Annotated in this window: 17 protein-coding genes; 7 read left to right on the top strand and 10 right to left on the bottom strand. The window is 74.0% G+C overall.

From position 1 onward, the window contains the following. Positions 1-53 precede the first annotated feature (53 nt). The 5 genes from ACIO9J_RS34285 to ACIO9J_RS34265 form a co-directional block, all read right to left on the bottom strand. Positions 54-1133 (bottom strand): maleylpyruvate isomerase family mycothiol-dependent enzyme, encoded by a 1080-nt coding sequence (locus ACIO9J_RS34285; protein ID WP_402008158.1) that lies wholly within the window; start codon positions 1131-1133, stop codon positions 54-56. Then, on the bottom strand, positions 1130-1747 hold the full coding sequence (locus ACIO9J_RS34280) for an RNA polymerase sigma factor (protein ID WP_402008156.1): 618 nt from the start codon (positions 1745-1747) through the stop codon (positions 1130-1132). The genes ACIO9J_RS34285 and ACIO9J_RS34280 overlap by 4 nt, the downstream gene beginning before the upstream one ends. Before the next feature lie 83 nt (positions 1748-1830). Continuing rightward, positions 1831-2877 (bottom strand): aminotransferase class V-fold PLP-dependent enzyme, encoded by a 1047-nt coding sequence (locus ACIO9J_RS34275; RefSeq protein WP_402008154.1) that lies wholly within the window; start codon positions 2875-2877, stop codon positions 1831-1833. A gap of 11 nt (positions 2878-2888) precedes the next feature. Next, a complete protein-coding gene (locus ACIO9J_RS34270) occupies positions 2889-3626 on the bottom strand; it encodes a DsbA family oxidoreductase (RefSeq protein WP_402008152.1) in 738 nt (245 codons plus the stop codon). Between the two features lie 86 nt (positions 3627-3712). After that, complete coding sequence (locus ACIO9J_RS34265; protein ID WP_402008150.1) at positions 3713-4078, bottom strand: winged helix-turn-helix transcriptional regulator; 366 nt, start codon at positions 4076-4078, stop codon at positions 3713-3715. 63 nt (positions 4079-4141) lie between these two features. Between ACIO9J_RS34265 and ACIO9J_RS34260 the strand changes: the two genes are divergently transcribed. Next, complete coding sequence (locus ACIO9J_RS34260) at positions 4142-5266, top strand: Gfo/Idh/MocA family protein (RefSeq protein ID WP_402008148.1); 1125 nt, start codon at positions 4142-4144, stop codon at positions 5264-5266. A gap of 12 nt (positions 5267-5278) precedes the next feature. Here the strand turns inward: ACIO9J_RS34260 and ACIO9J_RS34255 are convergent, their stop codons facing one another. Together ACIO9J_RS34255 and ACIO9J_RS34250 are read right to left on the bottom strand one after the other, a co-directional pair. Beyond that, positions 5279-5887 carry a DUF1349 domain-containing protein gene (locus ACIO9J_RS34255; protein ID WP_402008146.1) on the bottom strand — a complete coding sequence of 203 codons (609 nt, stop codon included), beginning with the start codon at positions 5885-5887 and terminating at the stop codon, positions 5279-5281. A gap of 28 nt (positions 5888-5915) precedes the next feature. Further along, on the bottom strand, positions 5916-7448 hold the full coding sequence (locus ACIO9J_RS34250) for an aldehyde dehydrogenase (NADP(+)) (RefSeq protein ID WP_402008144.1): 1533 nt from the start codon (positions 7446-7448) through the stop codon (positions 5916-5918). A 159-nt stretch (positions 7449-7607) separates the two neighbouring features. On the opposite strand from ACIO9J_RS34250, the gene ACIO9J_RS34245 reads away from it, so the two are divergent. The 6 genes from ACIO9J_RS34245 to ACIO9J_RS34220 all read left to right on the top strand — a co-directional run bounded on the left by ACIO9J_RS34245 (position 7608) and on the right by ACIO9J_RS34220 (position 13486). After that, complete coding sequence (locus tag ACIO9J_RS34245) at positions 7608-8381, top strand: IclR family transcriptional regulator (RefSeq protein WP_402008142.1); 774 nt, start codon at positions 7608-7610, stop codon at positions 8379-8381. A gap of 3 nt (positions 8382-8384) precedes the next feature. Further along, positions 8385-8861, top strand: a complete 477-nt coding sequence (locus tag ACIO9J_RS34240; protein WP_402008140.1) for a GNAT family N-acetyltransferase — start codon at positions 8385-8387, stop codon at positions 8859-8861. A gap of 89 nt (positions 8862-8950) precedes the next feature. After that, on the top strand, positions 8951-10030 hold the full coding sequence (locus ACIO9J_RS34235; protein WP_402008138.1) for a hypothetical protein: 1080 nt from the start codon (positions 8951-8953) through the stop codon (positions 10028-10030). After that, positions 10027-11280: a sensor histidine kinase gene (locus tag ACIO9J_RS34230; RefSeq protein WP_402008136.1), complete on the top strand. Its 1254-nt coding sequence runs from the start codon at positions 10027-10029 to the stop codon at positions 11278-11280. The genes ACIO9J_RS34235 and ACIO9J_RS34230 overlap by 4 nt, the downstream gene beginning before the upstream one ends. Then, positions 11277-11936, top strand: a complete 660-nt coding sequence (locus ACIO9J_RS34225) for a response regulator (RefSeq protein WP_402008134.1) — start codon at positions 11277-11279, stop codon at positions 11934-11936. The genes ACIO9J_RS34230 and ACIO9J_RS34225 overlap by 4 nt, the downstream gene beginning before the upstream one ends. A gap of 101 nt (positions 11937-12037) precedes the next feature. Continuing rightward, positions 12038-13486 carry a penicillin-binding transpeptidase domain-containing protein gene (locus tag ACIO9J_RS34220; protein ID WP_402008132.1) on the top strand — a complete coding sequence of 483 codons (1449 nt, stop codon included), beginning with the start codon at positions 12038-12040 and terminating at the stop codon, positions 13484-13486. A gap of 61 nt (positions 13487-13547) precedes the next feature. On the opposite strand, the gene ACIO9J_RS34215 is transcribed toward ACIO9J_RS34220, so the two are convergent. The 3 genes from ACIO9J_RS34215 to ACIO9J_RS34205 are packed head-to-tail and all read right to left on the bottom strand — an operon-like array spanning position 13548 to position 15407. After that, on the bottom strand, positions 13548-14294 hold the full coding sequence (locus ACIO9J_RS34215; protein ID WP_402008130.1) for a hypothetical protein: 747 nt from the start codon (positions 14292-14294) through the stop codon (positions 13548-13550). Continuing rightward, complete coding sequence (locus tag ACIO9J_RS34210) at positions 14291-14635, bottom strand: PadR family transcriptional regulator (protein WP_402008128.1); 345 nt, start codon at positions 14633-14635, stop codon at positions 14291-14293. The genes ACIO9J_RS34215 and ACIO9J_RS34210 overlap by 4 nt, the downstream gene beginning before the upstream one ends. A gap of 40 nt (positions 14636-14675) precedes the next feature. Further along, entirely contained in the window at positions 14676-15407 is a 732-nt protein-coding gene (locus tag ACIO9J_RS34205; RefSeq protein ID WP_402008126.1) for a CPBP family intramembrane glutamic endopeptidase, read from the bottom strand. Positions 15408-15534 lie beyond the last annotated feature (127 nt).

The raw sequence follows: 15534 nt of genomic DNA, 5'->3' as shown, positions 1-15534 counted from the left end.
GCCTGGACCGGGCCTGCGTGCGCAGTTCCCCGCGCCCCTTACGTGCCCCGGCGCTAGAGCCAGGACAGTGATGCTGCTCGGGTCAGGATCTGGTGTGCTTGGGGGGTGTTGCCTGTGGTCGTGTGGGGGATGTTCGTCGGGGTGCGGCGGCCTGCTATCAGGAGGCAGAAGTCGATCGGGTCCAGGGTCAGTTGGGCGTTGACCGGGGCCGTCGTGTCGCCCAGGATCCATTTCGTTTCGCCGCCCTCCCCCTCGACCGTGAGCGCCACCGGCGGTGTCCGGGGGCCCAGCGCGATGCCGAGGATCCGCACGGCGAGGCGGACCAGGCTCCACAGGTGCGGGACCGGCGGTGGTGGTACGGGCCTGTCCAGCGCCCTGCCGATGTCGTCGGCGTGCACCCACGTCTCGAAGGCGCGGGCCAGGAAGTGGTCGGCGACCGGGAGCCTCGCGCCCATCAGGACCGTGGCGCGCGCGGCCAGTTCCTGGTCGTGGGCGGCGGGCGCGGCGAGCAGCCCCGTGGCCTGGTTGCGCCAGGCGGCGACGGTCCGCGCGGGCGTGCGCGGCCGCTCGTGGGCGATCACCTCGGCGGTACGGGCCGCCCAGGCCGCCCGCCACGGCGTACCTTCCGGCACCGGCGCCGCGGGCACCCGCGCGGGCAGCCCGAGCCGGAGCGCGAGCGGCTCGTCCGCGGCGATCAGATGCGCGACGGTGTCGTGCACGTCCCAGTCGTGTACGACCGGTGTTGCCCAGTCCGCCCCCGTGCTCCCGTCAGCCAACTCCGCGAGCAGCGCCTGGAGTCCGGCGACCGCGGCCGCGTAGGGCGCGGCGTGCGGGGCGGTGCGCAGGGCGGGGGCGCGGGTGCGGAAGGCACGGGAGAGGACGTGCGGAGCGTCGGGAGCCTCGTGGCCCGTGCCGTCCGGTGCCGGCCACGAAGGGTCCCCGTCCGACGCCGCACGGGGCGCGGGCGGCGGCCCCGCCAGATGCCGCACCGTGGCCCCCAGCCGCCGCGACTCCGCCGAGCAGGCCGCGCAGTCGGCGAGGTGCGCCTCGATCCGCCGCTCCTCACCGGGCAGGAGCGCGCCCAGCGCGCGGGCGCCGAGCAGTTCGCGTACGTCCTCGTGTTCCGTGGTCACGGGATCTCACCTCGCAGGGGCGGGTCCGCGAGGGTCTCTGCCAGGGTGCGCAGGGCCGTCCGCAGGCGGGTCTTCGCGGTGCCTTCGGGGATGCCGAGTTCGGCCGCCGCCTGACGGTACGTCCGGCCCGCGAAGTAGGCCAGGTGCACCACCTGCCGCTGCGGCAGCGGCAGCCGGGCGAGCGCGGAGTGCAGCAGGAGCGAGCGTTCCTGTTCGAGGACGGCCTCGTCGGGGGCGGGACCGGGCGCGGGGACGGCGCGCAGCACCGCGTCGTCCGCGTACGCGGCCTTGCGGTGCCGTTCCTCGCCGCGCACCCAGTCCACGGCCCGCCGGTGGGCGAGCATGGAGAGCCAGGTTCGCAGGCTGCCGCGGCGCGCGTCGAAGGCGTAGGGCCTGCTCCAGAGGTGGGCGAAGACCTCCTGCGCGACGTCCTCGGCGGCGGCGGGGCTGCGGGTGACCCGGGCGGCGACGCGGTGCACGAGGTCGCCGTAGGCGGCGTAGGCCTCGGCGAGCGCGGCCTCCTCGCCGTAGACGAGGCGCCGGTGCAGATCGCCGTCCGGCGGCGGCCGTTCGGGGCCGCCGCGCGCGTCCGCCGTGTCGAACGCCCGCTTCATCGGCACCACCGCCTCGCGCGGCCGCCCGGCGCGCCCGCCCCGCCCTGTCCAGCGTGGCGTCCCGCCGCCCGGCGCGCCAGGGTTCAGCCGGAGACCACGTCGAGCAGGCGGTCCACGTCCGCCTCGGTGTTGTACAGGTGGAACGCGGCGCGCAGGTGCCCCGCGCGTGCGGAGGTGACGACCCCGGCGCGGGCGAGTGCGGGCTGCCGGTCGCCGAGGCCCGGCACGGAGACGATGGGGGACGTGCCGGGCACCGGCGCGTGGCCGATCCCGGCGAGTCCCGCGCGGTAGCGGGCGGCGAGCGCGGTGTCGTGGGCGTGCACCGCGTCGATGCCGGTCTCCTCGATGAAGGTGAGGGCGGCGGCCGCGCCGCGGTAGGCGAGGAAGGCGGGCGGTTCGTCGAACCGGCGGGCGTCGGGGGCGAGTTCGGTGACGGGGCCGTACGAGGAGTTGGCGGTGTCGGCGGCCGCGAGCCAGCCGGCGTGCAGCGGGACCAGGGCTTCCTGGGCGTCTTCGGTGACGGTGAGGAACTGGGCGCCGCGCGGGCACAGGAGCCACTTGAAGGCGCCGGTCACCGTGTAGTCGTACCGGGACGCGTCGAACGGCAGCCAGCCCACGGCCTGGGTGGCGTCCACGAGGGTGCGCGCGCCGTGCGCGGCGGCCGCGGCGCGGATCGCGGCGAGGTCGGCGGTCCTGCCGTCGGCGGACTGGACCGCGGAGCAGGCGACGAGCGCGGTGCCGGGGCGCACGGCGTCGGCGAGGGACTCCAGCGGCGCGTAACGCGCGCGGAGGTCACCGCGCACCACGAAGGGGGTGCTGACGGAGGAGAACTCCCCTTCGGGGAAGAGGACTTCGGCGCCCGGCGGCAGCGAGGCCGCGATCAGTCCGACGTGCACGGCGACCGAGCCGCCGGTGGCGACCCGGCCTGCCGCGACCCCGACGAGGCGGGCGAAGGACTCCCGGGCCGCGTCCACGGACCCGAAGTCCTCCATCCCGCCGGGCCTGCCGTCGCCGAGCCCGGCGGCCAGCGCCCGCACGGCCCGCCGGGCGCGCAGCGGCGGCAGACCGCAGCTCGCGGTGTCGAGATACGTCGTGGTGGGCGCGAACTCGGCGCCGGTGCTGATCCCCATGGGACCAACTCCTATACGGTGTCGCCCTGCTGCGGAACGGCACACCCGTCGGGGCCGCACGCGTCACCCTCGGAGCCGTCGGCGCCCGCGGCGATGGTGGTCAGCGGCGAGCGGTCGCCCCACGCCTGCTGGAGCGCCTGCGCGAAGACGTCGGCGGGCTGGGCGCCGGAGACGCCGTACTTGCGGTCGAGGACGAAGAAGGGCACGCCGTTGGCGCCCAGCTCGGCGGCCTCGCGCTCGTCGGCGCGGACCTCTGCGGCGTACTTCTCCGGGTCCCCGAGGACCGCGCGTGCCTCGTCGGCGTCGAGTCCGGCGGCGACGGCGAGCTCCACCAGGCGCTCGTCGTCGTCGAAGACGGACCGCTCCTCGGCGAAGTTGGCGCGGTAGAACAGGCCGATCAGCTCGTCCTGGAGGCCCCGCTCCTTGGCGAGGTGCAGGAGGCGGTGCATGTCGAAGGTGTTGCCGTGGTCGCGGCCCTCGGTGCGGTAGTCGAGCCCCTCGGACGCGGCGTTCTCACCGAGGCGCTGCTCGCCCTCGCGGGCCTGGTCCTCGGTCATGCCGTACTTCTTGGTGAGCATCGCGAGCACCGGGGCGGTGTCGCCCTTGGCGCGCCCGGGGTCCAGCTCGAAGGAGCGGTGCACCACCTCGACGCCCTCGCGGTGCGGGAAGGCGGCGAGTGCCTTCTCGAAGCGGGCCTTGCCCACGTAGCACCAGGGGCAGGCGATGTCGCTCCAGATCTCGACGCGCATGTGTGTGGCCGCTCTCTTCAGGTCGTACGTTCAGATCGGTACGGAGGGTGCCTCCGCTCCTGCCCTCAACGTACGGGCAAAGCGGCTCATTCCCCCGCCGTGAACTTTCCCGTGTTCCCCCTGACCCAGGTGCGCAGGTGCGCGAGGGGTTCCAGGGCGCCGCGGCCGAGCTCGGTCAGCTCGTACTCGACCCGGGGCGGGACCTCCGGGTAGACCGTGCGCAGCACGAGGCCGTGCTCCTCCAGGCGGCGCAGGGTCTGGGTGAGCACCTTGGGGCTGACGCCCTCCAGCTTGCGGCGCAGCTCGCCGAAGCGGCGCGGGCCGTCCTCCAGGGCGGTGATCGCGAGGCCCGTCCACTTGTTGACGAGCAGCTCGAAGACCGCGCGGCCGGGGCAGAGCAGGCCGTAGATGTCGTGCCGATCGCGGCTGCCACGGGGCGTCTGACCAGTCATGGTTTCCAAAATATAGCTATCCCCCTTGCGGGTGATCAGGGCCCTCGTCCTACCGTCCCCGGCATGACTTCCACCCCTGCTCCCGGCTCCCCCGTCCGCGTCGGCCTCGTCGGCCTCTCGGCCCGCGGCGGCTGGGCCCCGCAGTCCCATCTGCCCGCGCTGCGTCATCTCGACGGGTACGAGCTGCGGGCCCTGTCCGCGTCGAGCGGCTCCTCCGCGCGGGCCGCCGCCGCGAAGTACGGGGTGCCGCTGGCCTTCGGCTCCACCGAGGAGCTGGTGCGCGGCGACGAGGTCGACCTGGTCGTGGTGAGCGTGCGCGTGCCGCTGCACCGCGAGGTGATCACCGCGGCGCTGGGCGCGGGCAAGGCGGTGCTCTCCGAGTGGCCGCTCGGCAACGGCCTCGCCGAGGCGGAGGAGCTCGCGGCGGCCGCGGGCCGCGCGGGCGTGCGCACGTTCGCCGGGCTCCAGGCCCGCTCGGCGCCGGCGGTCCGCCACGTCCGCGACCTGGTGGCCGACGGCTATGTGGGCGAGGTCCTGTCCAGCAGCCTCGTCGCGTCGGGGCGGCGCTGGGGCCCGGTCTTCGAGCCGAGCGGCGCCTACCTGCTCGACCGGGCCAACGGCGGCACGATGCTGACCATCCCGTTCGGGCACACGATCGACGCCGCGGCCATGGTGCTCGGCGAGTTCACCGAGGTGTCGGCGACGCTGGCGACCCGGCGCCCGGTGGTCCACGAGGAGGGCACGGGGCGGGCCGCGCCGATGACGGCCCCCGACCAGATCGCGGTGAACGGGCGACTGACGACCGGCGCCGTGGTCTCGGCGCACTTCCGCGCGGGCCTGTCGCGCGGCACGGACTTCCACTGGGAGATCAACGGCACGCGGGGCGACCTGGTCGTCACCGGCGACTCGGGCCACCTCCAGCAGGCCGCCCTGACCGTGCGCGGCGGCCGCGGCACGGACACCGGACTCACCGAACTGCCCGTGCCCGCCCGCTACTTCGACGTACCGGCCATCGACGCGCTGCGCGGTCTGCCCGCCTACAACGTGGCCGCGCAGTACGCCCGGATCCACGCCGACCTCACCCGGGGCACCGCCCACGCACCGGACTTCGCGCACGCGGCCCGCCGCCAGGGCCTGCTCGACGCGATCGAACGGTCGGCGGCCACCGGCGCCCGCGTCACCCTCTAGAGGTCCGGCCCTCTACGAGCCGTCCCGCAGCCCCTGCGGCCAGTTGGGCCGGAACTCGATGTTCTCGTACGTCACCACGCAGCCCTCTCCGACGGGCGACTGCGCGAGGAAGCCGACGAGCGCGGCCTTCGCCGACTCGTCGTCGCCGAGCGAGAAGATCCGCACGAACGTCCACCGCTGCCCGTCCGTCGACGCGTGGAACGCGAACGCCGAGCCCGTGCGGCTGATGCGCAGCCAGGCGCTGCTGCCGTCCACCACGAAGGCGTTGGAGTCGTCGGAGCGGCCGCGGGTGACGACCGTGCAGATCGTGGGCTCGTCGGGAGAGCGCTCCAGGCAGAGCTTGGCCCACTCGCGGTCGCCCACGTGCAGGTAGAGCACGCCCGCGTCGAAGGCGGCGGCGAAGCCGACCGTGACGCGGGCGATCAACTGGAAGTCGCCCTCGGGCGCGCCCAGCAGGCGTGGCGCGTCGGACGCGGGGTCCAGCGCCTCCCCCGTCGGCGGCACGAAGCGGTCCTGGCGGGCGCCCGCCCAGCCGGTGAGCGCCCCGTCCTCGTACGCCCAGTGGCCGTCGGGTCCGTAGGTGCGCAGCGGGAAGGGCAGTTCGGGGAGGGTGACGTCCATGGCGTCAGTCTTCCAGGCGCCCGGCACGTCAGTGCTCCTGGGTGCCGTCGTAACGGCGCGGCAGGCCCAGCGGGTTGGCGTCGCGCAGCTCGGGCGGAAGGAGTGCCTCCGGGGTGTTCTGGTAGGCGACGGGGCGCAGCCAGCGCTCGATGGCGGTGCCGCCCACGGACGTCGACGTGGACGTGGTGGCCGGGTAGGGGCCGCCGTGGTGCTGGGCGGGCGCGACGGCGACGCCGGTGGGCCAGCCGTCGACGAGTACGCGGCCGGCCAGCGGCGTCAGCTCGGCGAGCAGCTCGGCGCCGCGGCCGCTGTCGCCCGCCGCCTCCGCCTCGGAGAGCTGCACGGTGGCGGTGAGGTTACCGGGGAGGCGGGAGAGGACGGCGGTGATCTCCGCGTCGTCGGCGTAGCGCGCGACGACGGTGACCGGCCCGAAGCACTCCTCCAGGAGCAGGTCGTACGCGCCCGCCTCGGCGAGCCGCGCGGCGGGGACGGTGAGGAAGCCCGCGCTGACCGTGTGCTCGCCGCCCGCGCCCGGGGTCACCGGGGCGTCCACGTCGGGGAGTTCGGCGCGCTCGCGCACCCCGGCGACGAAGTTGTCCCGCATGCGGTGGTCGAGGAGCACTCCGGCCTCGGTGTCGCTGACCGCCTCGGTCAGGGACTTCACCAGGCGGTCGCCGCCCGCACCCGCGGGGGCGAGGACCAGGCCCGGCTTGACGCAGAACTGGCCGACGCCGAGCGTCATCGAGCCCGCGAGCCCGGTGCCGATCTGCTCGCCGCGCTCGGCGGCCGCGGCCTCGGTGACGACGACGGGGTTGAGCGAGCCGAGCTCGCCGTGGAAGGGGATCGGCACGGGCCTGGCCGCGGCGGCGTCGAACAGCGCGCGGCCGCCGCGTACCGAACCGGTGAAGCCCGCGCCGGACACCAGCGGGTGCCGGACCAGTTCGACGCCCGCGTCGAAGCCGTGGACGAGGCCGACGACGCCCTCCGGGATGCCGTGCCGGGCGGCGGCCCTGCGCAGCGTGGCGGCGACCAGTTCGGAGGTGGCGGGGTGGTCGGGGTGGGCCTTGACGACGACGGGGCAGCCCGCCGCGAGCGCGCTCGCGGTGTCGCCGCCCGGTACGGAGAAGGCGAAGGGGAAGTTGGACGCGGAGTAGACCGCGACGACGCCGAGCGGGATCTTGTAGCGGCGCAGGTCGGGCACGGGCGGGGTGGCCGACGCGTCCGGGTGGTCGATGACGACGCCGAGGAAGGCGCCCTCGTCGACGATGTCCGCGAAGGAGCGCAACTGGTAGCAGGTGCGGGCGAGTTCACCGGTGAGCCGGACGGGACCGAGCGCGGTCTCCGCGTCCGCGGCCTCCACCAGGTGGTCCTCGGAGCCTTCGAGCAGGTCGGCCGCGGTGCGCAGGAAGGCGGCGCGGGTCGCCCGGTCGGCGAGCACGGGGGCGGCGGCGCCGGCGGCACGGACCGCCTGGTCGACCTCCTCGGCCGTGGCCTCCACCGCAACCTGCTCGCGCTGCTTCCCGGTTCGGGGGTCGACACTCCAGACTGGTGCTGCTGCCACCGCGGATTCCCTTTCCAGAGGTGCTGCCGGTTTTCGCCAGGGGTCTTGCCAGAGGTATGCCACTCACCAGGGGCGTTCGATATGCTGAACGCCGTCTCCGATGCTGAATGAGTGGAGACTTCGGAGACTATTTCTCGGCGAACTAAGGGGTCAAGGGCGATGTCGGCTGGCGAGACCGGAGGCGGTGCGCAGGTCAAGTCCGCGGTGCGGACGGTGGAATTGCTCGAATACTTCGCGGGCCGCCCCGGAATGCACTCGCTGGCCGCGGTCCAGGAAGCCGTCGGCTACCCGAAGTCGAGCCTGTACATGCTCCTTCGCACCCTGGTCGAGCTCGGCTGGGTCGAGACGGACGCGACCGGCACACGGTACGGCATCGGGGTGCGCGCGCTGCTCGTCGGCACCTCCTACATCGACGGCGACGAGGTGGTGGCCGCCGCCCGGCCGACCCTGGACCGGCTCTCGGACGACACCACGGAGACCATCCACCTGGCACGCCTCGACGGCACCAACGTCGTCTACCTCGCCACCCGCCAGTCGCAGCACTACCTGCGCCCCTTCACGCGCGTGGGCCGCAGGCTGCCCGCGCACTCCACCTCGCTCGGCAAGGCGCTGCTCGCCACCCACACCGACGAGCAGGTGCGCAAGATGCTCCCCCAGACGCTGCCCGCGCTCACCGAACACACCATCACCGACCGCGACAAGCTCATCGAGGAGCTGCGTACGGTGCGGGAGCAGGGCTTCGCCGTGGACCGCGAGGAGAACACGCTCGGCCTGCGCTGCTTCGGCGTCGCCATCCCGTACCGCACTCCCGCGCGGGACGCGATCAGCTGCTCGGTGCCGGTGGCGCGGCTCACGCCCGCGCACGAACAGATGGTCAAGGACGCGCTGTTCGACGCACGGGACCGACTGACACTGGCAACTCGTAGGCTCTGAAGCATGGATGTCACCCTGCGCGAGGTACACGACAGTGATCTGCCGGTCTTCTTCCGGCAGTTGAACGACCCCGAGTCGCGCCACATGGCCGCGTTCACCCCCGAGGACCCCGCCGACCGGGACCGCTTCGAGGCGCACTGGGCGAGGAACCGCGCCGCCGCGGGCGTCGCCCTGCGCACGGTCCTCGCGGACGGCGACGTGGTGGGCAACGCCGCGGTGTACGGCGAGCCGGGCGAGCGCGAGGTCACCTGCTGGATCGACCGCGCCTACTGGGGCCGCGGCCTGGCCACGGCCGCGCTGCGCGAACTCCTCGTACTCGTCCCCGAACGCCCGCTGTACGCCCGCGCGGCGGCGGACAACGAGGGCTCGCTCCGCGTCCTGGAGAAGTGCGGATTCCGCGCGACCGCACGGGAACGGGGCTTCGCGCAGGCCCGCGGGGTCGAGATCGACGAGGTGGTCCTGGTCCTGGACCAGGCCTGATCCCCCTCTCCTCCGCCTCCCCCGCACGGCGGAGGCGGATCGTCACGACGCACGAGGTGCGGCGCGCCACCACGCGGGAGCGTGAAGGCATGACGCACCCAGTGATCCCCTCCCGGCAGGCACGCCCGACCGCGCCGCGGGCCGGTGCTACCAGCCCACGGGGAGGCAGCGGCGCACCGCGGGGCGGTGACGCCGGTCCGCAGGCGGGGTCCGCCCCGGACGGGCCCCTCAGCCGCCCCCGCCGCGCCCTGCGGATCCTCGCCGGGATCTCCTGCCTCCCGTACCTCTCGCTCAAGGTCGCCTGGATCTCCGGGAGCCACGTCGGGATTCCGGAGCACAGCTCCCTCCTCGAGCACCGTGCCACGATGATCTTCGCCAACGGTCTGACCGTCCTGATGGACGCGGCCGTGCTCGTCCTCGTGCTGCTGTTGACCCGCCCCTGGGGTCTGCGGACGCCCGCGTGGCTGATCGCCGTGCCGATGTGGGTGGCGAGCGGGCTGCTCGTGCCGATCATGGCCGGGTTTCCGCTGCACCTGCTCGTGACGGCGTTCGGCGGCGGGGCCGGAGACGGTGGCACCGGCAGCGGCGAACCGTTCCTGGACGACTGGGTGTTCGGCGTCGTCTACACCGGTTTCATCCTCCAGGGCCTCACCCTCGGCGCCCTCTTCGTGCTGTACGCGAAGGACCGCTGGGCGCACCTGTGGCGCGGGCCCCTCGGCGGGCCGGGGCGCGGCGGCGGCCGGATCGCCGCGGTCTGTGCCGCGCTGCTCGCGCTGTTCCCCGTCACCGTGCACCTGCTGTGGGCCGCCGGGGCCGACGCGGGTCTGACCGCCTCGCGGGCGGAGGAGCGTACGGCCGGGTTCTCCGCCCTGGAGTACCTGAACGTCCTCTACCTCGTGGCCGCCGCCACGGGCGCGCTGCTGCTCACCTTCCGGCGGCCGCCCGCGCGCTCGGCCCGGGTGCCGCTCGCGCTCACCTGGCTCGGCTCGGGCGCGGTGGGCTGCTGGGGCGCCTGGCTGCTCTTCGGGGCGCTGCTCGGTGCGGGGGACATCGGCGCCCGGCCCACCGGGACGATGCTCCTGACCTACGCTGTGCACATGATCGTCGGGTTGCTCGCGGCCGCCGTCGGGGCGCGCTTCCTCGGAGAGCGGGCGGGGTCCGGCAGGTGAGGACCCCGGCGGCCGCCCTGTTCGGGCGGCGGGCGCGCCGCAGATGGATCCATCTGATCCTCGGCGGCGCCCTCGCCATGCCGTACGTCTTCGTCGGCTCCGTGATCGTCGGCCCGCTCCTCGGCGACCGGCAGTTCTTCGGCTCGCTGGCCGCCCAGCTCACCTCGTTCGCCGTCGGGTTGCCGCTCGCGGCGATCACCGCGCTCTTCCCGCTGACCCGCCCGATGTCGGTGGCCGCCGTGCGGGCGCTGTGCGACGTGCCGGACACCGCGCTCGCCGACGGCCCCGCGCGCAGCCGGGCGGCGCGGGCCCGCACCGTCGCGTGGTTCACGCTGCACCTGGGCTTCGGCGGGGTCATCAGCGGGATGTCGCTGGCGCTGCCGCCGTTCGCGGCGTTCCTGATCGCGCTGCCGGTGGTCCCCGGGCTGCGCGACGGGAGCGCCGGGTCGCCCGCGTTCCTCGACGAGCCCTGGGTGCTGGCGCTCGCACCGCTCGTCGGCCTGGTGGCGCTGGCCGCACTCGGGGCGTGCGCCGCCGCGGCCGGCGGGCTGCTCGCGCGCTGGGCGCCCGCGCTGCTCGGGCCGACGCCCGCCGACCGGCTCGCGGCCGCCGAGCAGCGCGCCGCCGACCTCGCCGTACGCAACCGGCTCGCCCGCGAGCTGCACGACTCGGTGGGCCACGCGCTGAGCGCGGTGACGCTCCAGGCGAGCGCGGCCCGCCGGGTCCTGGACAAGGATCCGGAGTTCGTCCGCGAGGCGCTCGCCGCGATCGAGGACACCACCCGGCGCACGGTGGGCGAGCTGGACGCCGTGCTCGGTGTGCTGCGGGAGGCCGACGACACCCGCTCGACGGAGCCCGCGCCCACCCTCGCCGACCTGGCCGGCCTGCTGCGCCGCACCGCGGCGGGCGGTCTGCGGGTGAACGCCGAGGTGACGGCGGATCCGGCGGCGGTGCCGCCGCTGGTCTCCCGGGAGGCGTACCGCATCGTGCAGGAGGCACTGAGCAACGCCCTGCGGCACGGCGGCGAGGGCACCTCCGTGACGCTGTGCGTCGCCCTGGACGACACGGGCCTGACCGTCACCGCCGAGAACCCGCTGCCGCCGCACTCCCCCGGCTCACGCCCCGGCGGCGGCCACGGCCTGCGCGGCGTCGCCGACCGGGCCCGGCTGCTCGGCGGCACGGCGCGGGCGGGCGCCGCGGACGGGATGTGGCGGCTCGACGTACGACTTCCTCTGAAGGGACAGGCATGACGGCGAACGACATCCGGGTCGTCCTCGCGGACGACGAGCGCATGGTGCGCACCGCGCTGCGCGCGATCCTCTCCGCCGAGCCGGGCATCGAGGTCGTGGGCGAGGCCGCGACCGGCGCCGAGGCGGTCTCGGTGGTGCGGGAGCTGCGGCCCGACGTGGTCCTGATGGACGTCCGGATGCCCGAGGTGGACGGCATCCGGGCCACCGAGCGGATCCTCGCGGCGATGCCCGAGCCGCCCCGCATCGTCGTCGTGACGACCTTCGAGAACGACTCCTACGTGTACGAGGCGCTGCGCGCAGGGGCCGCGGGCTTCCTGCTCAAGCGGGCCGACGCGGACTCCCTCGTCCAGGCCGTGCGGATCGTCGCGCACAGCGACTCGCTGCTCTTCCCCGCCGCGGTCCGGGCGCTCGCCGCCGAGTACGGCCGCGCCAAGGCCGCGCCGCCCGCCTGGGTGGCCCGTCTGACCGGCCGGGAGAGCGAGGTCCTGCGGCTGATGGCGGCTGGCCTGACCAACGCGGAGATCGCCGGGCGGATGGGCGTGGGCGCGGCCACCGTCAAGACGCATGTGGCGTCGGTGCTCGCCAAGACGGGCGCCCGGGACCGTACGCAGGCGGTGATCGCGGCGTACGAGGCGGGTTTCATGAAGACGGACTGAGTACGTGAGAACGCGCTGAATACTTAAGAACTCTCTGAGAAAACGGGCGCAAGCCCACCAGATGGGAACGAACCGATCCCCTTCGCTCGTCCTTCCGTGGGATGAACAAGACGATCAGGCACGCCTCGGTCTTCACGCTGCTGCTCGTGGTCGCCCTGCTGGTGCGGGCGACCTGGGTGCAGTTCTACGACTCGAAGGCTCTCGCGGACGACAAGCTGAACCGGCGCAACGCGATAGAGCAGTACGCGAACCCGCTGGGCGACATCATCGTGGGCGGTGACGCCATCACCGGCTCCGAGCGGACGACAGGCGGAGACCTCGCGTACAAACGCACCTACAAGAACGGCGACCTCTACTCGCCCGTCACGGGCTACAGCTCCCAGGTCTACGGGGCCACCCAGCTCGAAGGCATCTACAAGGACCTGCTCGACGGCACCGACAACCGGCTGAAGAACCCGCTCGACACCGTCACGAACAAGCGCGCCGACCCCGGTGACGTCGTGACGACGATCGACCCCGCGGTGCAGAAGGCCGGCTACAAGGCGCTGGGCGACATCAAGGGCGCCGCGGTCGCCATCGACCCCAAGACCGGCAAGATCCTCGGCATGGTCTCGACCCCGTCGTACGACCCGTCGAAGATCAGCGGTTCCTCGGACTCCAAGGCGTGGAAGCAGCTGACCACCGACAAGAACAAGCCGATGGTCAACCGCGCGATGCGCCAGCCGCTGCCGCCCGGTTCCACGTTCAAGCTGGTCGTCGCGGCGGCCGCGCTGGAAGACGGCCTGTACGGCTCGGTGGACGAGAAGACCAGCAGCCCCAACCCGTACACGCTGCCCGGCACGCGGACGGTCCTGAAGAACGAGAACCAGTCGGCGCCCTGCGAGAACGCGAACATCCGCACGGCGCTCCAGTACTCGTGCAACAACGTCTTCGCGAAGATGGCCGTCGACCTGGGCCAGGACAAGGTCAAGGCGATGTCCGAGAAGATGGGCTTCAACGCGGACAAGCTGGACGTGCCGGTGCGCGCGGGCAAGAGCGTGTACCCGTCCGGCATGGAGAAGTCGCAGACGGCGCTGACCGGCATCGGCCAGTTCGACGTGACGGCCACGCCGCTCCAGATGTCGATGGTCTCCGCGGCCATCGCCAACGGCGGCGAGCTCGCCAAGCCGTACATGGTCTCGCAGATCAGCGACTCGGACGGCAACGTCCTGGAGAAGTACGGCGACGACGACGCGCAGCGCGTGATGAGCGAGTCCACCGCCGAGGGCCTGCAGTCCGCGATGCAGACGGTCGTCGAGAAGGGCACCGGCTCGAACGCGAAGATCAGCGGCGCGACCGTCGGCGGCAAGACCGGCACCGCGCAGCACGGCGAGAACAACAGCAAGACGCCGTACGCCTGGTTCACCTCGTACGCCAAGGGCGGTGACGGCAAGGAGGTCGCCGTCGCGGTGATGATCGAGTCGTCGAGCGCGGCGCGCGACGAGGTCAGCGGCAACGGCCTGGCGGCGCCGATCGCGAAGGCGATGATGGCGGCGGCGCTGAAGTCGTGAGGAGCGGCCTCGGGCCTGTCCGGCGACCACACCACGGTCCCGGACAGGCCCTGGGCGCGGGCTAGGGTCTGCGCGAGCGGGCCAGCCAGGTCTGGGTGATCCAGAGGACGGCGGCCACCGCGCCCGCCCCGCACAGCAGGCCCACCACGAAGCCCGCCCCGGTCTCCTCGCCGTCGCCGACGGCCACGGAGATCCCCGACACGGCCACGGCGGCCGCGAGGACGGCGAGCAGCACGTAGAACTTCCGGCTGAAGAAGCGGGACCGCCCCGGGACCGGCGGCGGCGACGCGACCTCGGCGGCCGGGCCGAGGCTCGCCGCCCTGGGCCGCTTGAACCACGCGTAGACCACCCAGGCGCCGCACGCCTCCCAGCCGTCGGGGGCGAGCCGCTCGTCGAGTCCCTCGCGGCCCCCGGTGACGAGCTCGCGCCGGTACTCCCAGCGCTGCGGCTCCGCCAGGTCGCGGTGGCTGACGAAGCGGCCGAGCGCGTCGACCCGCTCGACCTCCCAGCCCTCGTCGCCGAAGCGGTTCAGGAGCTCCTCGTCGACGTAGATGTCGGCCATCCAGCGCCAGGTCTCCACCCGCTCGCCCTGCGCGACCGGTGCCCGCTCCCCTGTGGCGGGCACCAGTTGCGCGGCGAACTCGTCGGCCGGACCGAACTCGGCCTCGGCGTCGTCCGCCCCCGACTCCTCCAGGTGGGCGGTCAGGTCCGCGACGGTCGCCTCGACGCGGTCGGCGGGCAGGCCGTGCGCCCGCAGCCGCTCGGCGAGGTCGATCAGGTAGCCGTCCTGCTCGTGACGGGTGTTCATCGTGGTTCCACTCCCGCCCTCGCGAGGACGTCACGTACGGATGCGTCGAAGGCGAGCCACAGGCCGCCCTGTTCGCCGAGGGTCTCGCGGCCCGCGTCGGTGAGCCGGTAGTAGCGGCGCCCCGGTCCCTTCTCGGTCGCGCGGAACTCGGCGTCGACCAAACCCGCCTCCTCCAGGCGGTTGAGGACGGGGTAGAGCGTGCCGCCCTTGATCTGGCCGAAGCCCGCGGCGCCGAGGAGCTTGGCGATCTCGTAGCCGTAGCTCTCGCCTTCGGTGAGGCCGGCGAGCACGAGCAGGTCGAGCACGCCCTTGAACCAGCTGGCGCGGCGGTCGGCGGTCACTGCGGTCTGCCTCTCAGCATGGGACGACTGTCCTTCGGGGTCAGGCGGCGGGCGCGGTGCGCAGCACGTCCGGCGCGGGGAGCATCAGGTCGCGCAGCGAGAGGATCACATGCACGGCGACGGGGACGAGCAGGCTGCCCGTCGCGAAGTAGAGGCCGGTGAGCACCGCGCCGAAGACGCCGAAGATGAGGACGCCCCGGCGGCCCTGGTAGGAGCCGGCGGCCGCGTAGACGAGGACTGAGAGGGCCGCCGCCGCATAGAGGTCGAGGCCGAGCGCGCCGACGCCGAAGGCGATCAGGAGGCCGCGGTAGACCAGTTCAGCGCAGATGCCGTCGGTCACGGCGACGGCGGTCGCGAGCCTGCGCTCCACGGTGGTGCGCGGCAGCATCGCCTCGATCGCGGCCATCCCCGGCACGTTCTTGCCCTGCGCGGCGAGGTCGCGGAAGTTCCGCCCGGAGGCCACCGCGGCCGCGCCGATGATCAGGACGATGGCGACGGCGTAGACCGGGCGCTCGGGGACGGTGAGGCCGAGGTCGGCGGCGTCGGTGCCGGGCGAGAGCAGCAGGGCCGCGCCCGCGACGGCGGCGAGAGCCCACCACAGCGTGAGCACGAAGGTGAAGTAGCGGACCAGGGCGCGGGGTTCGGTGTCCCTGCGGCGGGCCAGCGAGCCGTACGCGCGGCGGCCGAGCCAGGGCTCACCGAGGAGCAGATAGGCGGCGAGCGCGGCCGTGGCGACCGTGGCGGTGACCGAGAAGTCCGGCGAGATGGTCATGGGAATCCCCCTTCCCTGGGGGCCGGGGGGGGGGGGGGGGGGGGGGGGGGGGGCGGGTGTGGGGGGGGGGGGGGGGGGGGGCCCCCCGGGGGGGGGGGGGGCCCCCGCCCCCCCCCCCGCCCCCCCC

It is taken from the genome of Streptomyces sp. NPDC087300 (assembly GCF_044744425.1).
GTDB lineage: Bacteria > Actinomycetota > Actinomycetes > Streptomycetales > Streptomycetaceae > Streptomyces.
This window is presented reverse-complemented; position numbering and strand designations above follow the sequence as displayed.